The sequence below is a fragment of the Aeromonas sp. FDAARGOS 1417 genome (assembly GCF_019046985.1).
GTDB classification, from domain to species: Bacteria; Pseudomonadota; Gammaproteobacteria; order Enterobacterales; family Aeromonadaceae; genus Aeromonas; species Aeromonas veronii.
Genome location: NZ_CP077221.1, coordinates 3,986,030 through 4,005,138 on the forward strand (window position 1 = coordinate 3,986,030; position 19,109 = coordinate 4,005,138).

The following is a 19,109-nucleotide window of genomic DNA, read 5'->3' on the forward strand; positions in this document are numbered from 1 at the left end:
GCGATGAACAAGTTACACAAGATGATCCTCGCCCCGGTCGCCATGGCGGTGCTGCTCAGCACCGCCAGTTGGGCCGCCGAGCAGCCGGCCCTGTCGGATCGGGCCTATCGGGCGGTCAACAAGGCGCAGGAGCTGATCACCGAGAAGAAATACGGTGAGGCCAATGCCAAGCTGCAAGACGCGCTCTCCGGCGCGGGCGAGCGGGTCTACGACAAGGGGGTCATATTGCAGACTCTCGGTTTCGTGGCCGCCCAGCAGGAGAAATACGGTCAGGCGACCAAGTACTTTGCCGATGCCATCGCGACAGGCGGCCTGCCGCCACCGGTGGCCCAGCAGGTGCGCTACAACCTGGCCCAGCTCTATATGGCGGAGGGCAATTATCAGGGGTCGATCAAGACCATGAAGGAGTGGTTTGCCAACCAGGGCAAGGATGACAAGCCCAACTCTCATGCCTATATCACGCTGGCCAACGCCCACGTGCAGCTCAAGCAGTACCGTGACGCGATCCCGGCGGTGGATCAGGCGATCAAGCTGTCGGCAGGTAAAGCGCCGGAGTCCTGGTATCTGCTGAAGATGGGGGCTCACTACGAGCTGAAACAGTACAAACCGGCGACCGAGGTGCTGACCTCTCTGGTCAATATGTTCCCGGAGAAGAAGAAGTACTGGACCCAACTGTCGGCCATGCACATGCAGGCAGGCAACGATGCCAAGGCGCTGGCGGCGCTGGAGTCGGCCTACAACCTCGGCATGTTGACCGAGGCCGCCGAGCTGCAGCGCCTCGCCAACTACCTCGCCTTCACCGGCATTCCTCATCGCGCCGCCCGGGTGATGGAGAAGGGGATGAAGGACGGGGTGATTGAGCAGAGCGCCAGCAACTACAAGACCCTGGCCAACTACTGGCATCAGGCCAAGGAGCTGGATCCGGCCATCGACACCCTGGCCAAGTCCTACCAGCTGGCCCCGAGTGCCGAATTGCAGCTGAAAATGGCGCGCATGATGATCCAGAGCAAACGCTATCAGGATCTGGTGGCGCTGGCCGCCAAACCGGCAGCCAATGCCAATGGTGAACAGCGGGCGGATCTCAAGTTCCTGACCGGTGTCGCCTATTTTGAGCAACAAAAGCCGAAGGAGGCCCTCAACGCCTTCACCCAAGCGGCTCAGAATGGCAACGTCAGCGGTCGGGCATCTCCGTGGATCAGCTTCCTCAAAGAGCAGAGTGGCACCGGGGAGGCAGCCGTCCAGTAATTCCAATGACAACTACCTGTAGTCCCTTTTATGGTTGCCTGGTGGCTCCATTAACCGCTCTTCGGAGCGGTTTTTTTATGGTGGCTGCCAGCACCGGCGGGTGGCCGACGCACGGTTTTATCCCTCTTCATCCCAATAAAGAGCCTACGTCGACATTGGTTTATCTCCCCGGATGCGACAAACGTTTTAGCTAGGGCTGCAACTGTGAAGCAAGGTGGCGCTGCGCTGTGGTTGACTAGGGCTATGGTGGCTCGCTGAGAAGCGGGCAGTGCCATTCATCTTTCTCTTTGCTGCGACTTGCCAGTGTGGCTTTTGCCCTGTTGATAAGCGTCACACCAAAAACGGCTACTTTTAACAAGAAAAGCAACATATGGAAGTTGAAATTTTGGCCGACTCAGGAAAGAATGCGCGCTCGGTTATTGGCGTCGTGGGGCAGGTTGACCCGCCACCGGCAGACCGAGGATGAGACGGCCCCCGGCCCATTTGGTACAGGAAACCACACAGGAATTTTATGAATCCCCTTCGCACTGCCGCTTCGGCCCTTTTATGCACTTTTGCGCTGGTCAGCCAGCAGGCTGCCGCCGTCGAGTACCGTCTGCCTGCGGCCAACAGCCGCCTGATCGGTGAAAACCAGGAATACGTGGTGCCTGCGGACAACCGTCCGCTGGAGCAGATCGCTGCTGACTTCCAGCTGGGTCTGACTAACATCATGGAAGCCAACCCGGGCGTTGATCCCTATCTGCCGAAAGCGGGTAGCACCCTGATCATCCCCCACCAGCTGATCCTGCCCAACGCGCCCCGCGAAGGGATCGTCATCAACGTTGCCGAGATGCGTCTCTACTACTACCCGAAAGGGAAGAACGTGGTGGAAGTGCTGCCCATCGGCATCGGTCAGCTGGGGGTAAACACCCCGGAGAACTGGATCACCAAGGTAGAGCGCAAACGCGCCAACCCGACCTGGACCCCGACCGAGAACATCCGTCGCCGCTATGCTGCCCAGGGCAAGACTCTGCCGGCAGTATGGCCAGCCGGTCCGGATAACCCCATGGGTCTGCATGCCCTCTATATCGGCAACCTCTATGCCATCCACGGCACCAACGCCACCTTCGGTATCGGTCTGCGGGTGAGCAGCGGTTGCGTGCGTCTGCGCGCTGACGACATCAAGTATCTGTTCGACAACGTGCCGGTCGGCACCCGCGTCCAGTTCGTCAACCAGCCGGTCAAGACCACGGTCGAGCCGGATGGCGGTCGCTACATGGAAGTACACGAGCCGCTGTCGCGCACCGAGGAGGAGTTCAACTCCACCGCCTCCGTGCCGCTCCCGATGACACCGGCTATCACCCGCTTCATCGCTCACGCCGAGTCTGACTCCAACGTGGTCAAGCAGGTGCTGGAACAGCGTACCGGTATGCCGACCCGTCTCAATCCCTGATTGAGCAAGTTGGCGGTGCCGCGCGCACTGGCTGAATAAAGAAAACGGCGACCAGATGGTCGCCGTTTTTTATGGGGGAGTCACCGCTTGCTTACTGCACGCAGACCGGGCAGAAGGCGTAGGTGCCTTGCGGATCGTTGAAGCGGGTAAGCGGGTCGAGACTGCGGTTCACTTCCACCAAGGCCTTGCCAAATCCTGCCGGCAGCCAGCTTTGCAACTGGGGGGCCAGCACTTGGGCACTGCTGTCAAACAGCTGGCGCAGGAACTTGTCCTTGGTGGACTCCTCCTGCTCGATGGGGGTCACCTGCCACTCCTTGAGGTTGGCCAGTTCGGCTGCTGCCTTGATGGCGTCATCCAGATTGCCGAACTCGTCCACCAGACCCAGGGCCTTGGCATCCTCACCAGTCCAGACCCGACCTTCGGCCGCTTTCTCGGCCTCTTCCGGGCTCAGACCACGGCCCTTGCTGACCAGACCGATGAAGCGCTGGTAGGTATCTTCCACGCTCAGCTGGATTGCCTGACCGACGTGATCCGGCAGGGCGCGGGTCGGGCCGACGCCAACGTAATCTGTGGTGCCAACCCCGTCGGTATGGACGCCGAACTGGGCCAACGCCTTGTCGATGGTGGCGAACATGCCGAATACCCCGATGGAGCCGGTGAGGGTGGTGGGGGAGGCGAAGATCTTGTCAGCATCGGCGGAGATCCAGTAGCCACCGGAGGCGGCATAGCTGCCCATGGAGACCACTACCGGTTTGCCTGCCTGTTTCAGGGCCAGCAGCTCGGCGCGGATCTGCTCGGCGGCGAAGGCGCTGCCGCCCGGGCTGTCGACCCGCAGGACCACTGCTTTGACCTTGTCATCGCGGCGGGCATCTGCCAGCAGGTCGGAGAGACTATCACCTCCTATGGTACCGGCAGGCTGGACGCCATCCATGATGGCGCCGCTGGCGACCACCAGACCCACCTCATCCTTGCCGCTCTGGGGATATTGTTCCGGAATGGCAGCCAGATACTCTTTCAGGCCGACCCCTTTCCAGCCGTGGTCGTCCGCTTCACCCACCTCTTTAATGACCGCCTGGGTCATCTCGTCGCGGGTGGCCAGCTGATCCACCAGCCCGTTGTCGAGGGCGTAGTTGGCGGCATTGCCACCGGCTTTGCGCAGCAGCTCGAGGAAGCGCTCCTTGCCCGGTGCGACCGCATCGGGTTCGATCTCCCGCTGCTCGGCGACATCGGCCACATAGGATTGCCACAGCTGATCCAGCCAGCGCTGGTTCGCCTCTTTGCTCTCGGGGGACATCTCGTCGCGGGTATAGGGTTCGACGAAGGATTTGTAGGTGCCGACCTTGAATACATGCGGGGTGATGTTGAGCTTCTCCAGCGCCGACTTGAAGTAGGTCTGGTAGACACCAAGCCCCTCAATCACCACGGCGCCGCTCTGGTTGAGCAGCACGTGATCGGCGTGGGCCGCCAGCAGATACTGGCCTTGAGTGTAGAAGTCGGCCATGGCGATCACCGGTTTGCCGCTCTCCCGGAAGGAGTCGATGGCGCTCGCCACCTCCTGCAGTTTGGTGAAGTTGGCTCCCTGCAGCCCTTGTGGCTTGATCACCAGCGCCTTGATGCGCTCGTCATCCTTGGCACTCTTGATGGCCCACAGCAGGTCGGAGAGGACGATCTCGCTCGGCTGCTCGTCGCTGCTGTCCATCTGGCGCAGCAGTTGTACGGTGGGATCTGTCTGGGAGCGTTGCTCCACCAGCACGCCGTTGAGATTGAGGGTCAGCGCCCCTTCGATGGGCGCCTTGGGGGCCTCTTTCTGGCTGACGCTGAAGACGATGACCAGCACTACGATGAGAAACAGCAGATTGACCAGCATCAGCCGGGTGAAATTGAGCAGGCGCCACAGGCTGCGGAACAACCAACCCAGACCTTTGAAAATAGACATAGTCGCGTTATCGCCCTGTTAATGGGTAGAGAAGAGCCATTATTAACCAGTTGCGGGCGAAATTGCCATTTCCGACTGGCAGATCCCGCCTATCTTCGTTCAGGGCACGGCTGTTCGCTGAAAAATTGTCCAAACATTTGTTTGAAAAAGAATTTTCGATTCTTTACTCTAGCCTCAGTTTGATAACAAAAAATTAACTGGAGGCATCGTGAGCCGCTATCCGACCCTGCTGACCCCGCTCGACCTTGGTTTTACCCAGCTGCGCAACCGTGTGTTGATGGGCTCCATGCATACCGGCCTCGAAGAGGAGAAGGGCGGTTTTGACAAGCTGGCTGCCTTTTATGCCGAGCGTGCCCGTGGTGGAGTAGGCCTTATCGTCACCGGCGGCATTGCCCCCAATCTGCGCGGTCGGCTGGTACCTCACGGCTCCCAGCTGAGCTTTCCCTGGCAGGTGAGCAAGCACAAGAAGGTGACCAGCGCCGTGCATCAGGAGGGGGGCAAGATAGCGCTGCAGATCCTCCATGCCGGTCGTTACGCCTATCATCCGTTCAGTCTGGCGCCGAGCGCCCTCAAGGCACCCATCTCCCCGTTCAAACCGCGCGCCATGAGCGAGCGGCAGATCCGCGGCACCATTCGCGACTTCGCGGCTACAGCAGCGCTGGCCAAGGCGGCCGGTTATGACGGCGTCGAGGTGATGGGCTCGGAAGGCTATCTCATCAATCAGTTCATCTGCGAACGTACCAACAAACGGACCGATAGCTGGGGCGGCAGCAGCGAAAACCGGATGCGCTTTCCGGTGGAGATTGTCCGCGCCATCCGCGAGCGGGTCGGCACCGACTTCATCATTATCTTCCGCCTCTCCATGCTGGATCTGGTGGAGCAGGGCTCGACCCTGGAAGAGGTTATCGCCCTTGGCAAAGCGCTGGAAGCGGTGGGGGTGACCCTCATCAACACCGGTATCGGTTGGCACGAGGCGCGTATTCCCACCATTGCCACCAGCGTGCCGCGCGGCGCCTTCAGCTGGGTGACCGCCGAGCTGAAAAAGCATCTCAAGGTGCCGCTTATCACTACCAACCGGATTAACACCCCGGAGGTGGCAGAGCGGATTCTGGCGGGTGGCGAGGCGGATATGGTCTCCATGGCGCGCCCCTTCCTGGCTGATCCCGAATTTGTCATCAAGGCGGCCGAGAACCGGGCGGACGAGATCAACACCTGCATCGCCTGCAACCAGGCTTGCCTCGACCATGTGTTCAAGCAGAAGCGTGCCTCCTGTCTGGTCAATCCTCGCGCCTGTTTCGAGACCGAGCTGACCTTTGGCCGTGTGCCCCAGCCCAAAAAGCTGGCGGTGGTGGGGGCGGGCCCGGCCGGGCTGGCGTTTGCCTGCTACGCTGCCGAGCGCGGTCATCAGGTGAGCCTGTTCGATCAGGCCAGCGAAATCGGCGGCCAGTTCAACTTCGCCAAGCAGATCCCGGGCAAGGAGGAGTTTCACGAGACTCTGCGCTATTTCGCCAAACGGCTGGAGAAGTGCGGTGTCGAGCTCTATCTGGGCCAGCGCCAGAGTGCCGAGAGCCTGCTCGGCGGCGGTTTTGACGAGGTGATCCTCGCTACCGGTATTCGTCCGCGCACCCCCAATATTCCGGGGATCGAGCATCCCAAGGTGATGAGTTATCTCGACGTATTGCGGGATCACAAACCGGTCGGCCAGAAGGTGGCGGTGATCGGTGCCGGCGGCATCGGCTTCGATGTAGCTGAGTATCTGGTCGAGAAGAAGGTGGAGACGGATGCCGATGGGCACCGTGATCACTGGCTCAAGGAGTGGGGCATCGACAAACAGCTTGGCGAGCGCGGTGGCCTCACGGCTCCTGAAATTGACGCCCCCGAGCGCCAGATCTGGCTGCTCCAGCGCAAGGAGAGCAAGGTGGGTGACGGACTTGGCAAGACCACCGGCTGGATCCATCGTACCGTGCTCAAGAACCGCAAGGTGCTGATGCTCTCCGGGGTGCAATATCTGGGGATCGATGACGAGGGCTTGCACATTCAGGTGGGCGAGACCAAACAGTATCTGCCGGTGGATCAGGTGATCATCTGCGCTGGGCAGGAGCCCCTCAAGGAGCTGCAGGCCGGGTTGCAGGCGGCGGGCAAGCCGGTGCATATCATCGGCGGTGCCGACGTGGCCGCCGAGCTGGATGCCAAGCGCGCCATCCGGCAAGGGGCCGAGCTGGCTGCGGTCATCTAGCCAGCTGTACCCGCTTGCCCTCTATCGTGCGATAAGCCCCTGAGCCTCAGGGGTTTTCTTCATTCGGTGCTGTGCTAAGGTAGCGCCATCATTGCCCCAGAGAAGGAATTGCCCATGGATGCCCTCACCCTGTTGCTCAACCGCCACTCCTGTGGCCGCCTGACCACACCCGCCCCCAGTGGTGAGGTGCTCGACAATATCCTCAAGGCGGGCCTGCGCGCGCCGGATCACGGCACCCTGACTCCCTGGCAGTTCATTCTGTTTGAAGGGGAGGGGCGCGAGCGGCTGGGCAAGCTGCTGGCCGAGGCGGCCCGTGCTCGTGGCGAAGATGAAGAGAGCATCAAGAAGTGCAGCGAAGCGCCGCTGCGGGCGCCCTTGGTCGTCGCCGTGGCAACCCGTTATCAGGATCACCCCAAGGTGCCGAAACTGGAGCAGGAGCTCTCTGCCGGTTGTGCCCTGATGGCGATGCAGATGGCCGCGCAGGCGCAGGGCTTCAACGGTATCTGGCGCTCCGGCTGGTTTATCTTCGATGAGCAGATCAACAAGGGATTGGGACTGGCGGCAGAGGATCAGCTGGTGGGTTTCCTCTATCTCGGTACTCCCATGCTGGAAGCACGCAAACTGCGCGAGCTGCCGCTCGATGAGTTTGTCCGCCGTTTCTGACTTTTCGGCCACGTTGCGGTTGAGAGAAGCAAAGCCTCGAGAAATCGGGGCTTTTCTGTTTAACCGTGAATAGTAACCAGAGAAATTGGGGAAAATAAATGGCTCAAAGAGGCTTCGCGCGCCATAGCAGGTAATTATTTAAATAGTGCGATGTACCTCGCAATCCTGTTGTATTTCACTATGTAAAACGTTTGCGCATTCGCTAATATCTCCCTGCCAGTTTAGAAGGGCACTCCTTCTAATTTTTCTGCGATGAGAGTCGCAATTCCGTAGCACCTTTTAACAGCCCAACGTCTTCGTGACATTGGGCTTTATTTTTATGGGGTGTCGGGGCTGTTGTGAGTTGATGGCGGCATCAAGATGCAGCCCGGTTGGCTGCCTTATGCCCTGTTTTTGGCTGGCAGGATCCGGGCTGGGTTGCCGACTACCCGAGCACCGGCCGGTACATCTTTGGTGACTACGGCACCCGCGCCGACGATCGCCTCCCGCCCTATGGTGACGCCGGGCAGCAAGATGGCGCCGCCACCAATCCAGACCTTGTCTTCAATGGTGACCGGCAGCGCCGTCTCTGTTCCCTGAATTCGTTCGTCGGCCTCCAGTGCATGGGCTGCGGTATAGATCTGCACGTTTGGCCCAATCATCACGTTGGCTCCGATACGGATGGGGGCATTGTCCAGCAGGGTCACTCCCATATTGATGTAGGAGTCCTTGCCCAGGTGGATGTGGCGGCCATAGGTGCAGTAGAGTGGCGGGCAGATAAAGGCGTTCTCTGCCAGTTCACCAATCAGCTCCGCCAGTAGTGCCCGCTGCTCAGCTTCCTCTTCCGCCTGATTGAAACGGCGATAGCGCCGTGCCGCCTCCCGGCGCAACTGGGCCAACTCGGATGCCATGCAGTTGTAAGGTTGGCTGCAAATCATCTTCTGGTATTCGATCATGAAGGTTGCTTTCCTTTATCTGCCAGGGATTTGAATATTGGCGCCAATACGGCAGAAGTAACGTGATCATCCACCCGATATGGGCAGAACCAGGTTGGCAGGTCTGCCTTCGGCAAAGGCCAGCACATTCTCGAACGCCACGCGAAAGTAGAGTTCGTAGCTGTTTTGCTCCACATAGCCGAGATGAGGTGTCGCCAATACGTTGGGCAGGCGCAGCAGGGGCTCGTTTTGTAGTGTTGCCGGCTCGATGTCAAATACATCGAGCGCGGCCCGTTTCTCAGGATGGTTACTGAGCTCTGCATAGAGGGTGCCCGGCTCGATAAGTTCGGCACGGCTGGTATTGACCAGCAGAGAGTCAACTTTCATGCGGGCCAGGTCTGCGCGGGTAACAGCGCCGCGGGTTGCCTCGCTCAGGCGCAGATGCAGCGTGAGGATATCGGCTTGACTGAAGAGAGCCTCCTTGCTGGAGGCGCAGGCATAGCCATCCAGCTCGGCCTGCCTGCGCGAAGCCTCACTGCCCCATATCAGTACCGACATGCCAAATGCCTTGCCATAGCGGGCGATCCGCTGGCCTATCTTGCCGTAGCCCCAGATACCGAGCGTCAGCCCATGCAGCGTGCGTCCCAAACCGAGGTCACCAGATTGCTGCCATTGGCCTTGGCTTAACGCCTGGCTGTAAGCAGGTATATGGCGGGAGGCTGCCATGATGAGCGCCCAGCAGAGCTCGGCGGGAGCAATAGGGCTGCCGATCCCTTCTGCCACGGCAACGCCGTACTGCTGGCATAGTGCCGGGTCGATATGCTGGCTGACTTTGCCGGTCTGGCTGATGAGTTTAAGGGTGGGAAGCTGTATCAGCAGCTGTTCGTCGATGCGGGTGCGCTCGCGGATCAGCACTAGCGCCTCCACGCCTTCCAGCCTGGCGGCTAGGCGCGCCGGATCGGGTTCGCTCTGGTTGAGGATGGTGACGTCATGACCCGCCAGCAGGGCAAAGCAGGGGAGGTGGCGCACCTGATCCTGATAGTCATCCAGAATGGCAATCCGCATAAGAAATCCTTCTCGGTTGCGTTGGCTCGGACCGCTATCTTACCGGAATAAAAGGTGTCTGTTGTTTTCAAACGAACACAATCAGAAGGGAGGGCGATCAAGCCCATGTCCACGGACCGGGAAGAGCCCGACAGGCCAAAACAATCAGGGCCCCCGAATGGGAGCCCTGATGGCATGAGGTTGGCGTCTATGTTGCCCGCGTTTAGCCGTGTTTGCGACCGGAGAGACGGCACCACTCCTCCTTGACGGCGGTCGGGTCCATCTCGAACCACTGGCCGTAGATGGTTTCCAGTTCCGGGGCCTGGCTTTCGAGTACGCCGGAGAGGGCCATCAGGCTGCCCGGCTTGCCGTGGCCGGCGATAAGTGGAGCCAGTTCGCGCAGTGGGCCGGCCAGGATGTTGGCGACCACCACGTCAGCTTCGACATCTTGCGGCTGGTCGGCCGGCAGGTAGAGCTCAATTTGGTCGGCGACGCCATTGCGCGCGGCGTTGTCGCGGCTGGCCTGAATGGCCTGCGGGTCGATGTCGATGCCGATGACGCGGGCAGCACCCAGTTTCAGGGCGGCGATGCCGAGAATGCCGGAGCCGCAACCAAAGTCGACCACGGTTTTACCGGTCAGATCGAGGCCGTCCAGCCACTGCAGGCAGAGGGCTGTGGTGGGGTGGGTACCGGTACCGAAGGCCAGACCCGGATCCAGCATGACGTTGACCGCATCGGGGTTCGGCACGTCGCGCCAGCTCGGGCAGATCCAGAGGCGCTCGCCAAACTGCATGGGGTGGAAGTGATCCATCCACTCGCGCACCCAGTCCTTGTCCTCCAGCTGCTCGACCTTGTAGCCGACGTTTTCGCCGAAGATCTGCTGGAAGAAGGCGATGGTGGGGGCCGGGTCGGTTTCGGCATCGAACAGCCCCATCACTTCGGTCTCGCCCCAGAGCGGGGTTTCACCGGGCATGGGTTCATAGACGGGCACATCCTTGGCATCCATAAAGGTCACCGCCTGGGCTCCACGCCCCAGCAGCATGTTGCTCACCTTGTCTGCGGTCTTGGCAGTGGCGTTGATTCGAATTTGTATCCAGGGCATGGCGTCGACTCTTCATAAATGTGAAACCGCGAGATTCTACCATCATGGGGCAGTGCTGTCGTGGTTTGCCCATGACGTGGAGGGATACGGGGGGCTTTTTGCCGGATTGGCACGGTTCCTGTATTGCTCTATGCAGGCGAAGACGACCGGTTTTCGCTGAACGCTTTGCTCAAGTTCCGTCATCTTTCACTGCCACCCTCGGGTGGCATTTTTTTATCTGCACTTGTTTGCCAGGTAAACAGTCTGCCAGACAAAAAAAGAGCAAGGTCGGCACCTTGCTCAAGGACGGGCTGACGCCGTTTTGGCGCATTCATGCTGCTGTTGGCATGCCAGATGCAAAGACTAATATGTCCTGCATAAGGATATGTGTGTGATTGTTACCCCAATGTTCAGGTATTCAGGCCATTTCTCGCGAAATGGCCTCTTTTTTGGCTGATTGTCGGACGTTGGCCTGCCACAGGCTGTCATGAGTGCCGCTGGTTGTGCCCGTTTGGGGCATCTCCTTGGTGAACTTATCCCATCATGGTGCGTTTGAGGGCTTAGTTGGCAAAGCTGCTCATGTCGATCACCAGCTTGCCTACCATGCGGCCTGCTTCCACTTCTGAGTGGGCCTGAGCCAGCGTGACCGGGGTCAGTGACGGGATGGTTCTGGTCAGGGTGGTCTGCAATACCCCTTCATCGACCAGTGCCGCCACCCGGCCGAGCAGGCGGTGCTGTTCGATCATGTCCGGCGTCTGGAACAGGGAGCGGGTGAACATGAACTCCTGGCTGAAGGTGACGCTCTTGCTCTTGAGCAGGGAGAGATCCCACGGCTCGCTCGATTCGGCGATGGTGCAGATATGGCCAAACGGGCGGATCAGCCCTGCCATGGTAGCCCAGTGCTCGGCGGTGGCGTTGGTGCAGAAGATGGCATCGACCTGAGTGATGCCAAGGGCGGTCAGCTCCTCCTGCAACTTGTGGTGGTTCACGACCTGATGGGCGCCCATTTCGAGGCACCATTCGCGGCTCTCGGGGCGGGAGGCGGTAGCAATCACCTCCATGTCGGTGAGCTGGCGAGCCAGCTGGATGGCGATGGAGCCCACGCCACCGGCGCCGCCGATGATCAGCAGTTTGCCACGGCTTTCGCGGGTAAGAGCGAAGCGTTCGAACAGGGTCTCCCAGGCGGTGATGGCGGTGAGCGGCAGGGCGGCGGCCTCCACATCGCTCAAGCTGGTGGGGGCGATGGCGGCGATGCGCTCATCCACCAGTTGCAGGGCGCTGTTGCTGCCCGGACGGCTGATATCGCCGGCATACCAGACCCGGTCGCCCGCCTTGAACAGGGTGACTTCGCTGCCAGTGGCGACCACTTCCCCCACCGCATCCCAGCCCAGTACCCGGGGCGAGCTTTCAATTTTGGCCTTGGGGGAGCGCACCTTGGTATCCACCGGATTGACGGAGGTGGCGGTGACCCGCACCAGCAGATCCCGCGGACCCGGAACCGGATCGGGCAGGTTAGCTGCGATGAAGCAGTCGGGGTGGTCGCTTGGCAGATAGTGAGTCAGGGCAATGGCTTTCATGGTTTTTCCTTTCAAATCGCTGTGTTCGGGATTGCCACTCACTCTAGTCTGGTTGATTATCAAGATTAAGATGGGTAATAGGTAAAGACTGTTTGAATATATGAACAATGTCGATCTGGAGTTGATGGGACTGTTTGCCACCGTGGTGGAGCAGGGGAGCTTTACCCGGGCCGCCGAGCTGCTTGGTATGCCCAAGTCATCGGTGAGCCAGAAGATCTCGCGGCTCGAATCCCAGCTCGGGGTGCGGCTGTTGCAGCGCACCACCCGCAGGTTGAGCCTGACGCCACAGGGTGAACTCTATGTGGAGCACTGTCAGGGGCTGCTGGCACTGGCCCGCAGTGCCAATCTGGCGATGGCACGGCTGCGCTCTGCCCCGGCGGGGCGGGTGCGGATCACCGCCCCCGAGGCGACCGGCACCCTGCTGCTTGGCCGGATCCTCGCCGAGTTTCGCGCCCTCTATCCCGAGGTGGTGCTGGAGCTGACCCTGAGCGACGATCAGCTCGATCTGGTGGGGGAAGGTTATGATTTGGCGCTGCGGGCGGCGCCGCTGAAAGACTCCAGCCTCATCTGTCGGCGCATCGGGCAGGTGGCGCGTCATCTGGTGGCAGCGCCCGCCTATCTGGCGGCCCACGGCATGCCGCAGCAGTTGAGCGAGCTGGGCCGTTATGCCTGTCTGGTGCACTCGGCCATGCCGGTGTGGCCATTGCAAGAGGGAGGCTGGCGGCCGCAGGGGGCCTGTGTCAGCAACAGCTTGCTGGCGCTGCGGGAGATGGCACTCCATGACGGGGGGATTGCCCTGTTGCCCCACCATGTCTGTGAAGGGGATTTGGCGGCGGGGCGGCTGCAGAAGGTGTTGCCGGATCAGCCCATTCCGGCCAACCCGTTCTACCTAATCTATCCGAGTCGGGAGCATCTGGCCCCCGCCCTGCGCACCCTGATGGATTTCGTGGCCGAGCGGTTGCCGTTTGCCTGAGTTACCAACTGCTCTGGCTGGCCGACTCCTGATTGGGTTTGAGGCCGAGGGGGACCGACTGGCGCTCCGCCAGCATGCGGATCTGCCCTTCAATCAGGCTGGCACTGGGGCCCAGCACCAGCACCAGCTGGTGGTCGTTGAGCTGGATCCAGGAGAGGCAGCCCAGGCCCAGCAGGCGGGATTCATCCACCAGTGAAATATCGCGCACCCGCAGGCTGAGGCGGGTGATGCAGACACTCATCGCCACCAGATTGTCCATCCCGCCCAGCACCTTGAGGTACTGGATCGCCAGCATCTGCGGGTCTGAGGGGGCAACGCTGGCAAGGCGCGGATGCTCCACTGCGATGGGCTTGCTCGGCATGCTGAGGGGGGCGCGCTCCAGCAGTTGATAGAACAGCAGGGTGTAGGCAACGAAGAACAGGATACCGACCGGGATGAGCCAGAAGCTGTGCTCCCCTGCCTGATAGCTCAGCACCAGATCCAGCAGACCGGCGGAGAAGTAACTGCCCACCTTGATCCCCAGCCCGCTACAGACAGCGAGCGATAGCCCGGTCAACAGGGCGTGGGCGAGAAACAGCCAGGGGGCGGTAAAGGCGAACAGAAACTCGATGGGCTCTGTGATCCCCACCAGTGCCGAAGTGAGCGCCAGGGTGAGCAGCAGCCCGCCCTGTGGCAGCCGCTGCATCCGTTGGCGGTGCAGCCAGATGGCAAAACAGGCGCCCGGCAGGCCGAACATGATGATGGGGTAGAGACCGGCCACATACCCTTCATGAAGGGGCTGGGCGGTGGCCAGCGCCTGCAGGTTGCTCTCGCCAAGGCCGATGACGCTGCCCAATACCTGATGGAGCCCAAGCGGGATCAGCAGTCGGTTGAGGGTGCCGTAGCAGAAGGCGCCAAACGGCGTGGTGAGCAGCTCGGAGGTGAGCAGGGTCAGCCCGCGCTCCAGTGGCGGCCACAGTAGCGAGAGGGGGATGGCGATCAGCAGGCAGGCCAAGGCCGACACCAGCAGGCTGGGAAACTCCCCCCTGGCGATCTGCAGCCAGCGGGGCAACGTTTGCTGGTGAACCCAAGGGTAGATGATGGCGGTGGTGAGCCCCGCCAGCAGGCCGCAGATCATGTCGGCGTGCAGGTTGGGGGCCAGCGTATTGAAGGCGGTGCTGAGCAGCAGGAAGTTGACCGCACCCGCCAGCGTCTGTCCGCCCAGCTCCTGTCGACTCAGGCCAAAGGCGATCGCCACCGCATAGATAAGCGGCATCTGGCTGAAGATCGCCTGACCGGTGAGGGAGAGCACCGCCAAATCGAGCACGTCGGGTTGCCCAAGCCGGTAGATCAGCGCCGCCATCGGCAGGATGGAGACGGGCAGCAGCAGGGCATAACCGAGCCGCTGCAGGGCTTGAGTAACGACTTGTCGAGTGGCTTTAACGGGCATACAGCGGCTAGGTTCTGTGACTTGGCGCACAGTTTAACCGGAAAACACCTATTTGGGGATAGTTTTGGAACCCCTAATTTATATTTTTATTATTTCTGCCCGAAAAGCTCGCGTACTTCCCGCGAGGGCGGTGCCGTCAGCAGGCTGACCGTGATAAAGACCACCAGCGCCAGCGTGAGGCTTGGCACGATGGCGTGCAGGCCAGCCAGCTTGATCCCCCACTGACTCAGTACCCCATAGCTGACGATGCCGCTGACCATGCTGGCCAGCGCGCCCGGGCCGTTGGCCCGCGACCAGTAGAGACCGAGCACCAGCGGCCAGAGGAACACCGCCTGCAGGCCGCCAAAGGCAAGCAGGTTGAGCCAGATGATCATCTCGGGCGGTTGCAACGCCGCCAGTAGCACCAGAGTGCCGAGGATTAGGGTGCAGAGCAGGGAGAGGCGGGGGATGCGCACCTCCAGCTTCTCCTGCTTTGGACTCAGATAGTTGAGGTAGAGATCTTTCACCAGAGTGGCGGAAGCTTGGATCAGCTGGGAGTCGATGGTGGACATGATGGCCGCCATCGGCGCCGCCAGAAAGACCCCGGCCAGCCAGGGGGGCAGCACTTCCATCATCAGGGAGGGCATGATCTTGTCCGGGCTGTCCATGCCGGGCAGGATGGCGCGGCCAAGGGCACCCGCCAGATGCATGCCAAACATCAGCAGGGCGCTGACCACGGTGCCGATCAGAATGCCGCGATGGAGCGCCTTGCTGTCGCGATAGCCAAAGCAACGCAGCGCCGAGTGGGGCAGCCCCACCACCCCGACACAGACCAGGATCCAGAAGCTCAGCATAAAGGGCTGGGTCAACATGTCGCCAGCCCCCTGCGGGCTCACCAGCTTGGGGTCGATCTCCCTGAGCTGGTGGATAAGGTTTGGCAGGCCGTCACCGGCAATCAGAATTCCTGCCAGCAGGGCGCCGGTGCCGATCAGCATGATGATCCCCTGCAGGGCATCGGTCATCACCACGGCGCGAAAACCGCCGATGATGGTGTAGAGCAGTACGCAGCTGGCAAACAACATCAACCCCTGCTGGTAGGAGAGGCCGGTGGCGGTCTCCAGCAGGCGAGCGCCGCCGATAAACTGCACCACCATGGTCGCGATAAAGGCGAGGATGATAGTAATGGAGCCGAGGATCACCACCGCCTTGCTCTGGTAGCGGGCCCACAGCATGTCGTTGATGGTCACCGCATTGACCCGGCGGGCGATGATGGCGAACTTCTTGCCAAGCACTCCCAGAGTGAGCCAGACGGTGGGCAGCTGGATCATCGCCAGCAACACCCAGCCCAGACCGATCTTGTAGGCCGCACCCGGTCCGCCGATAAAGGAGGAGGCCGAGGTGTAGGTGGCCACTAGCGTCATCGCCAGCACCAGCCCACCCATGCTGCGGTTGCCGATGAAATACTCCTGCACGAAGTTGCCTTGCGCGCGATGGCGGCTGGCCCAAAAACCCACCCCCAGCACCAGCACCAGATAGATGACGAGCGGCAGCATCAACTCAAGATTCATGGGATGACTCCTTGCCGGAAGGGAAGTGGGTATCGAGGGGGATCTCCACAAACAGCCGGTTCACCATCAGGGCGCAGAGCAGAATGAACAGCAGCGGCATCACCATGCAGCTGAGCAGGAACCACAGCGGCAGCCCCCACAACTCCAGCTGGAGCGGGATAAAATAGGCGGTGCCATACCAGGCAAAGAAGTAGAACAGGGTCAGCAGCAGGCAGAAAGCTGCTTCCCGGCGGGCGAGAGCAAAACGGTTCACCTTGGCCTCCGACAAATTTGAGGGGCGCAAGGATAACAAAAAAGGGCCATGTCGCCATGGCCCTTTTTCAGCAGAGGCTCCTTGCGGAGCAGACTTCCACCGGAAGTCCGGTCTCTATCAGCGATCCTTACAGACCTAACTTCTTGTGCAGATAGTGGGCGTTGGTACTGCCACCGTGCAATGTCATCGGGTCTCTATCAGCGATCCTTACAGACCTAACTTCTTGTGCAGGTAGTGGATATTGGTGCCACCGTGCTGGAAGTTTTCGTCTTTCATGATCTCTTTTTGCAGCGGTACGTTGGTCTTGATCCCTTCCACCACCAGCTCGTCCAGCGCATGACGCATGCGGGCGATGGCAATGTCACGATTCTCGCCGTAGCAGATCAGCTTGCCGATCATCGAATCGTAGTGGGGCGGTACCTTGTAACCGGCATAAATGTGGGAGTCCCAACGCACGCCCAGACCACCCGGCGCGTGGAAGCGCTGCACCAGACCCGGAGAGGGCATGAAGGTGGCCGGATCTTCGGCGTTGATCCGGCACTCGATGGCATGACCACGGATGCGGATATCCTGCTGGGTGATCGACAGGGGCTGACCGGCGGCGATGCGCAGCTGCTCCTTGATCAGATCGATACCGGTGACCATCTCGGTGACCGGATGCTCAACCTGGATACGGGTGTTCATTTCAATGAAATAGAACTCGCCGTTCTCGTACAGGAACTCGAAAGTACCCGCACCGCGGTAGCCGATCTCGATACAGGCGCGCACACAGCGCTCGCCGATGAACTTGCGCATTTCGGCGGTGATGCCGGGCGCCGGCGCCTCTTCCACCACTTTCTGGTGGCGACGCTGCATGGAGCAGTCACGCTCGCCCAGATAGAGGGCGTTGCCCTGGCCGTCTGCCAACACCTGAATTTCGATGTGGCGCGGGTTTTCCAGGTACTTCTCCATGTAGACCATGTCGTTCTTGAAGAACTGGCCTGCTTCGGATTTGGTCAGGGCGATGGCACCCGCCAGTTCCGCTTCATTGCGCACCACGCGCATACCGCGACCACCACCGCCACCGGCGGCCTTGATGATCACCGGATAGCCGATGCGCTTGGCAATGGCGGCGTTGTGCTTGGCGTCGTTGTCGACGGGGCCGTCAGAGCCCGGTACACACGGTACGCCCGCTTTCTTCATCGCTTCGATGGCGGAGACCTTGTCACCCATCAGGCGAATGGTCTCGGCGCGCGGGCCGATGAAGATGAAGCCGGATTTTTCGACCACTTCGGCGAAATCGGCGTTCTCGGAGAGGAAGCCGTAACCCGGGTGGATGGCCACGGCACCGGTTACCTCGGCGGCGGCGATGATGGCCGGGACGTTGAGGTAGGATTCAGTACTGGCCGGTCTGCCGATACAGATGGATTCGTCGGCCAGCAGCACATGTTTGAGCTCCCGGTCGGCGGTGGAGTGAACGGCCACTGTCTTGATCCCGAGCTCTTTACAGGCGCGCAGGATCCGCAGGGCAATTTCACCGCGGTTGGCGATGACTACTTTGTCCAACATGGGTGGCGATTTCCCTTATTCGATGATGAACAGCGGCTCGTCAAATTCGACGGCCTGACCATTTTCAACCAGGATCGCTTTGATCACACCGGCCTTGTCAGACTCGATTTGGTTCATCATTTTCATGGCTTCGACGATGCACAGGGTGTCGCCGACATTGACTTGCTGACCCACTTCCGCGAACGGCTTGGCATCCGGGCTGGAGGAGCGGTAGAAGGAGCCAACCATCGGGGAGCGCATCAGGTGACCGCTCGGGGCGGCATCGGCGGCCGGTGCAGCGGCAACCGGGGCGGCAGCGGCAGGTGCGGCAACCGGAGCAGCTTGCTGCATCATCATCTGCGGCATGGCGGTGGTCACCTGACCGGAGAAGTTGCGGCTGATGCGAACGGACTCTTCACCTTCGGAGATCTCCAGTTCGGCGATGCCGGACTCTTCAACCAGTTCAATCAGCTTCTTGATTTTGCGGATATCCATTAGCATTCTCTTTCTTCTTTATCTGATCAGTGATTATCAAGCCGCGCGCAGATGGTGCACGGCCGCGGTTAAAGCGAATTGGTAGCCATCGGCCCCCAGACCACAAATGACTCCTTTGGCGACATCAGACAGATAGGAGTGATGACGGAACGGCTCCCTGGCATGGACGTTTGACAGGTGAACCTCGATAAAAGGGATGGCGACACCCAGCAGCGCATCGCGAATGGCGACGCTGGTGTGGGTGAAGGCGGCCGGATTGATGATGATAAAATCAACCTGGCCCATGGCCTGATGGATGCGGCCGACCAACTCATGTTCGGCGTTGGATTGCAGATGTTCCAGAGTGACACCGAGTTCGCTGGCGTTAAGCTTCAGATCGGCGACGATCTCATCAAGCGTCTTGCTGCCGTAGATATCCGGTTCCCGTTTGCCCAGCAGATTCAGGTTTGGTCCGTTGAGCAGGAGAATGCGGTGATTTTGCGACATATTGAGTACATCCTCGATGATAATGCTGCTATCTATCAGCTATCTTGTGGACTACCAGAAATCTAGCCATTTTCTGCGCAAATCGGTGTGCCCTGGCACACAGATTTCGCAATTATATTGATTTCGTGAAAATTAGCAGCATTTTACTGGTCTAATCTCTACATCTGGCTATTTATTGCACGTTTCGACCTGAGATACTTCGTCGCTGCCACCTTGCTGTTTGCTGGCAGATAAGAAACGACAAAGCCGGCACATGGCCGGCTTTGTTGAG

The 19,109-nt window shown here is 60.3% G+C and carries 16 protein-coding genes; 5 read left to right on the top strand and 11 right to left on the bottom strand.

Going from position 1 to position 19,109, the window contains the following annotated elements:
- The first annotated feature begins 3 nt into the window (after window positions 1-3).
- Both I6L47_RS18600 and I6L47_RS18605 read left to right on the top strand, forming a co-directional pair.
- Window positions 4-1,245: a lipopolysaccharide assembly protein LapB gene (locus tag I6L47_RS18600; RefSeq protein ID WP_021230403.1), complete on the top strand. Its 1,242-nt coding sequence runs from the start codon at window positions 4-6 to the stop codon at window positions 1,243-1,245.
- A gap of 511 nt (window positions 1,246-1,756) precedes the next feature.
- Window positions 1,757-2,677 carry a L,D-transpeptidase family protein gene (locus I6L47_RS18605; protein WP_005338927.1) on the top strand — a complete coding sequence of 307 codons (921 nt, stop codon included), beginning with the start codon at window positions 1,757-1,759 and terminating at the stop codon, window positions 2,675-2,677.
- A gap of 91 nt (window positions 2,678-2,768) precedes the next feature.
- Here I6L47_RS18605 and sppA read toward each other — a convergent pair whose 3' ends face one another.
- Window positions 2,769-4,613 carry a signal peptide peptidase SppA gene (gene sppA / locus I6L47_RS18610; RefSeq protein ID WP_101531282.1) on the bottom strand — a complete coding sequence of 615 codons (1,845 nt, stop codon included), beginning with the start codon at window positions 4,611-4,613 and terminating at the stop codon, window positions 2,769-2,771.
- A 208-nt stretch (window positions 4,614-4,821) separates the two neighbouring features.
- On the opposite strand from sppA, the gene I6L47_RS18615 reads away from it, so the two are divergent.
- Both I6L47_RS18615 and I6L47_RS18620 read left to right on the top strand, forming a co-directional pair.
- Complete coding sequence (locus I6L47_RS18615) at window positions 4,822-6,849, top strand: NADPH-dependent 2,4-dienoyl-CoA reductase (RefSeq protein ID WP_216948075.1); 2,028 nt, start codon at window positions 4,822-4,824, stop codon at window positions 6,847-6,849.
- 114 nt (window positions 6,850-6,963) lie between these two features.
- Window positions 6,964-7,512: an NAD(P)H nitroreductase gene (locus I6L47_RS18620; RefSeq protein ID WP_159158291.1), complete on the top strand. Its 549-nt coding sequence runs from the start codon at window positions 6,964-6,966 to the stop codon at window positions 7,510-7,512.
- A 380-nt stretch (window positions 7,513-7,892) separates the two neighbouring features.
- Here the strand turns inward: I6L47_RS18620 and I6L47_RS18625 are convergent, their stop codons facing one another.
- The 4 genes from I6L47_RS18625 to I6L47_RS18640 form a co-directional block, all read right to left on the bottom strand.
- Window positions 7,893-8,447 carry a sugar O-acetyltransferase gene (locus I6L47_RS18625; RefSeq protein WP_139478641.1) on the bottom strand — a complete coding sequence of 185 codons (555 nt, stop codon included), beginning with the start codon at window positions 8,445-8,447 and terminating at the stop codon, window positions 7,893-7,895.
- A 66-nt stretch (window positions 8,448-8,513) separates the two neighbouring features.
- Window positions 8,514-9,491, bottom strand: a complete 978-nt coding sequence (locus I6L47_RS18630) for a D-2-hydroxyacid dehydrogenase family protein (protein ID WP_216948076.1) — start codon at window positions 9,489-9,491, stop codon at window positions 8,514-8,516.
- A 202-nt stretch (window positions 9,492-9,693) separates the two neighbouring features.
- The gene (gene prmA / locus I6L47_RS18635) at window positions 9,694-10,572 is read right to left on the bottom strand and encodes a 50S ribosomal protein L11 methyltransferase (protein ID WP_005358410.1); all 879 of its coding nucleotides are present in this window, start codon (window positions 10,570-10,572) and stop codon (window positions 9,694-9,696) included.
- A gap of 539 nt (window positions 10,573-11,111) precedes the next feature.
- Window positions 11,112-12,128: a zinc-binding alcohol dehydrogenase family protein gene (locus I6L47_RS18640; protein ID WP_216948077.1), complete on the bottom strand. Its 1,017-nt coding sequence runs from the start codon at window positions 12,126-12,128 to the stop codon at window positions 11,112-11,114.
- A gap of 100 nt (window positions 12,129-12,228) precedes the next feature.
- Here I6L47_RS18640 and I6L47_RS18645 point away from each other — a divergent pair, with 100 nt between their 5' ends.
- Entirely contained in the window at window positions 12,229-13,101 is an 873-nt protein-coding gene (locus I6L47_RS18645) for a LysR family transcriptional regulator (protein ID WP_162504381.1), read from the top strand.
- A gap of 1 nt (window position 13,102) precedes the next feature.
- On the opposite strand, the gene I6L47_RS18650 is transcribed toward I6L47_RS18645, so the two are convergent.
- From I6L47_RS18650 to aroQ, 6 genes are all read right to left on the bottom strand, one after another.
- Window positions 13,103-14,530, bottom strand: a complete 1,428-nt coding sequence (locus I6L47_RS18650; RefSeq protein WP_042080616.1) for a PTS transporter subunit EIIC — start codon at window positions 14,528-14,530, stop codon at window positions 13,103-13,105.
- 89 nt (window positions 14,531-14,619) lie between these two features.
- Window positions 14,620-16,077 (bottom strand): sodium/pantothenate symporter, encoded by a 1,458-nt coding sequence (panF, locus tag I6L47_RS18655; protein ID WP_139443124.1) that lies wholly within the window; start codon window positions 16,075-16,077, stop codon window positions 14,620-14,622.
- Window positions 16,067-16,330, bottom strand: a complete 264-nt coding sequence (locus I6L47_RS18660; protein WP_216948078.1) for a YhdT family protein — start codon at window positions 16,328-16,330, stop codon at window positions 16,067-16,069. The genes panF and I6L47_RS18660 overlap by 11 nt, the downstream gene beginning before the upstream one ends.
- 207 nt (window positions 16,331-16,537) lie before the next feature.
- Window positions 16,538-17,878: an acetyl-CoA carboxylase biotin carboxylase subunit gene (accC, locus tag I6L47_RS18665; protein ID WP_005338910.1), complete on the bottom strand. Its 1,341-nt coding sequence runs from the start codon at window positions 17,876-17,878 to the stop codon at window positions 16,538-16,540.
- A 15-nt stretch (window positions 17,879-17,893) separates the two neighbouring features.
- Window positions 17,894-18,352: an acetyl-CoA carboxylase biotin carboxyl carrier protein gene (gene accB, locus I6L47_RS18670; RefSeq protein ID WP_005338908.1), complete on the bottom strand. Its 459-nt coding sequence runs from the start codon at window positions 18,350-18,352 to the stop codon at window positions 17,894-17,896.
- 36 nt (window positions 18,353-18,388) lie between these two features.
- A complete protein-coding gene (aroQ, locus tag I6L47_RS18675) occupies window positions 18,389-18,838 on the bottom strand; it encodes a type II 3-dehydroquinate dehydratase (RefSeq protein WP_216948079.1) in 450 nt (149 codons plus the stop codon).
- Window positions 18,839-19,109 lie beyond the last annotated feature (271 nt).

Coding starts and splice junctions, on each gene's coding strand:
- I6L47_RS18650 (WP_042080616.1), bottom strand. CDS start 14,530: ATGCCCGTTAAAGCCACTCGACAAGTCGTTACTCAAGCCCTGCAGCGG.
- I6L47_RS18640 (WP_216948077.1), bottom strand. CDS start 12,128: ATGAAAGCCATTGCCCTGACTCACTATCTGCCAAGCGACCACCCCGAC.
- panF (WP_139443124.1), bottom strand. CDS start 16,077: ATGAATCTTGAGTTGATGCTGCCGCTCGTCATCTATCTGGTGCTGGTG.
- sppA (WP_101531282.1), bottom strand. CDS start 4,613: ATGTCTATTTTCAAAGGTCTGGGTTGGTTGTTCCGCAGCCTGTGGCGC.
- prmA (WP_005358410.1), bottom strand. CDS start 10,572: ATGCCCTGGATACAAATTCGAATCAACGCCACTGCCAAGACCGCAGAC.
- accB (WP_005338908.1), bottom strand. CDS start 18,352: ATGGATATCCGCAAAATCAAGAAGCTGATTGAACTGGTTGAAGAGTCC.
- I6L47_RS18620 (WP_159158291.1), top strand. CDS start 6,964: ATGGATGCCCTCACCCTGTTGCTCAACCGCCACTCCTGTGGCCGCCTG.
- I6L47_RS18630 (WP_216948076.1), bottom strand. CDS start 9,491: ATGCGGATTGCCATTCTGGATGACTATCAGGATCAGGTGCGCCACCTC.
- accC (WP_005338910.1), bottom strand. CDS start 17,878: ATGTTGGACAAAGTAGTCATCGCCAACCGCGGTGAAATTGCCCTGCGG.
- I6L47_RS18625 (WP_139478641.1), bottom strand. CDS start 8,447: ATGATCGAATACCAGAAGATGATTTGCAGCCAACCTTACAACTGCATG.
- I6L47_RS18605 (WP_005338927.1), top strand. CDS start 1,757: ATGAATCCCCTTCGCACTGCCGCTTCGGCCCTTTTATGCACTTTTGCG.
- aroQ (WP_216948079.1), bottom strand. CDS start 18,838: ATGTCGCAAAATCACCGCATTCTCCTGCTCAACGGACCAAACCTGAAT.
- I6L47_RS18645 (WP_162504381.1), top strand. CDS start 12,229: ATGAACAATGTCGATCTGGAGTTGATGGGACTGTTTGCCACCGTGGTG.
- I6L47_RS18600 (WP_021230403.1), top strand. CDS start 4: ATGAACAAGTTACACAAGATGATCCTCGCCCCGGTCGCCATGGCGGTG.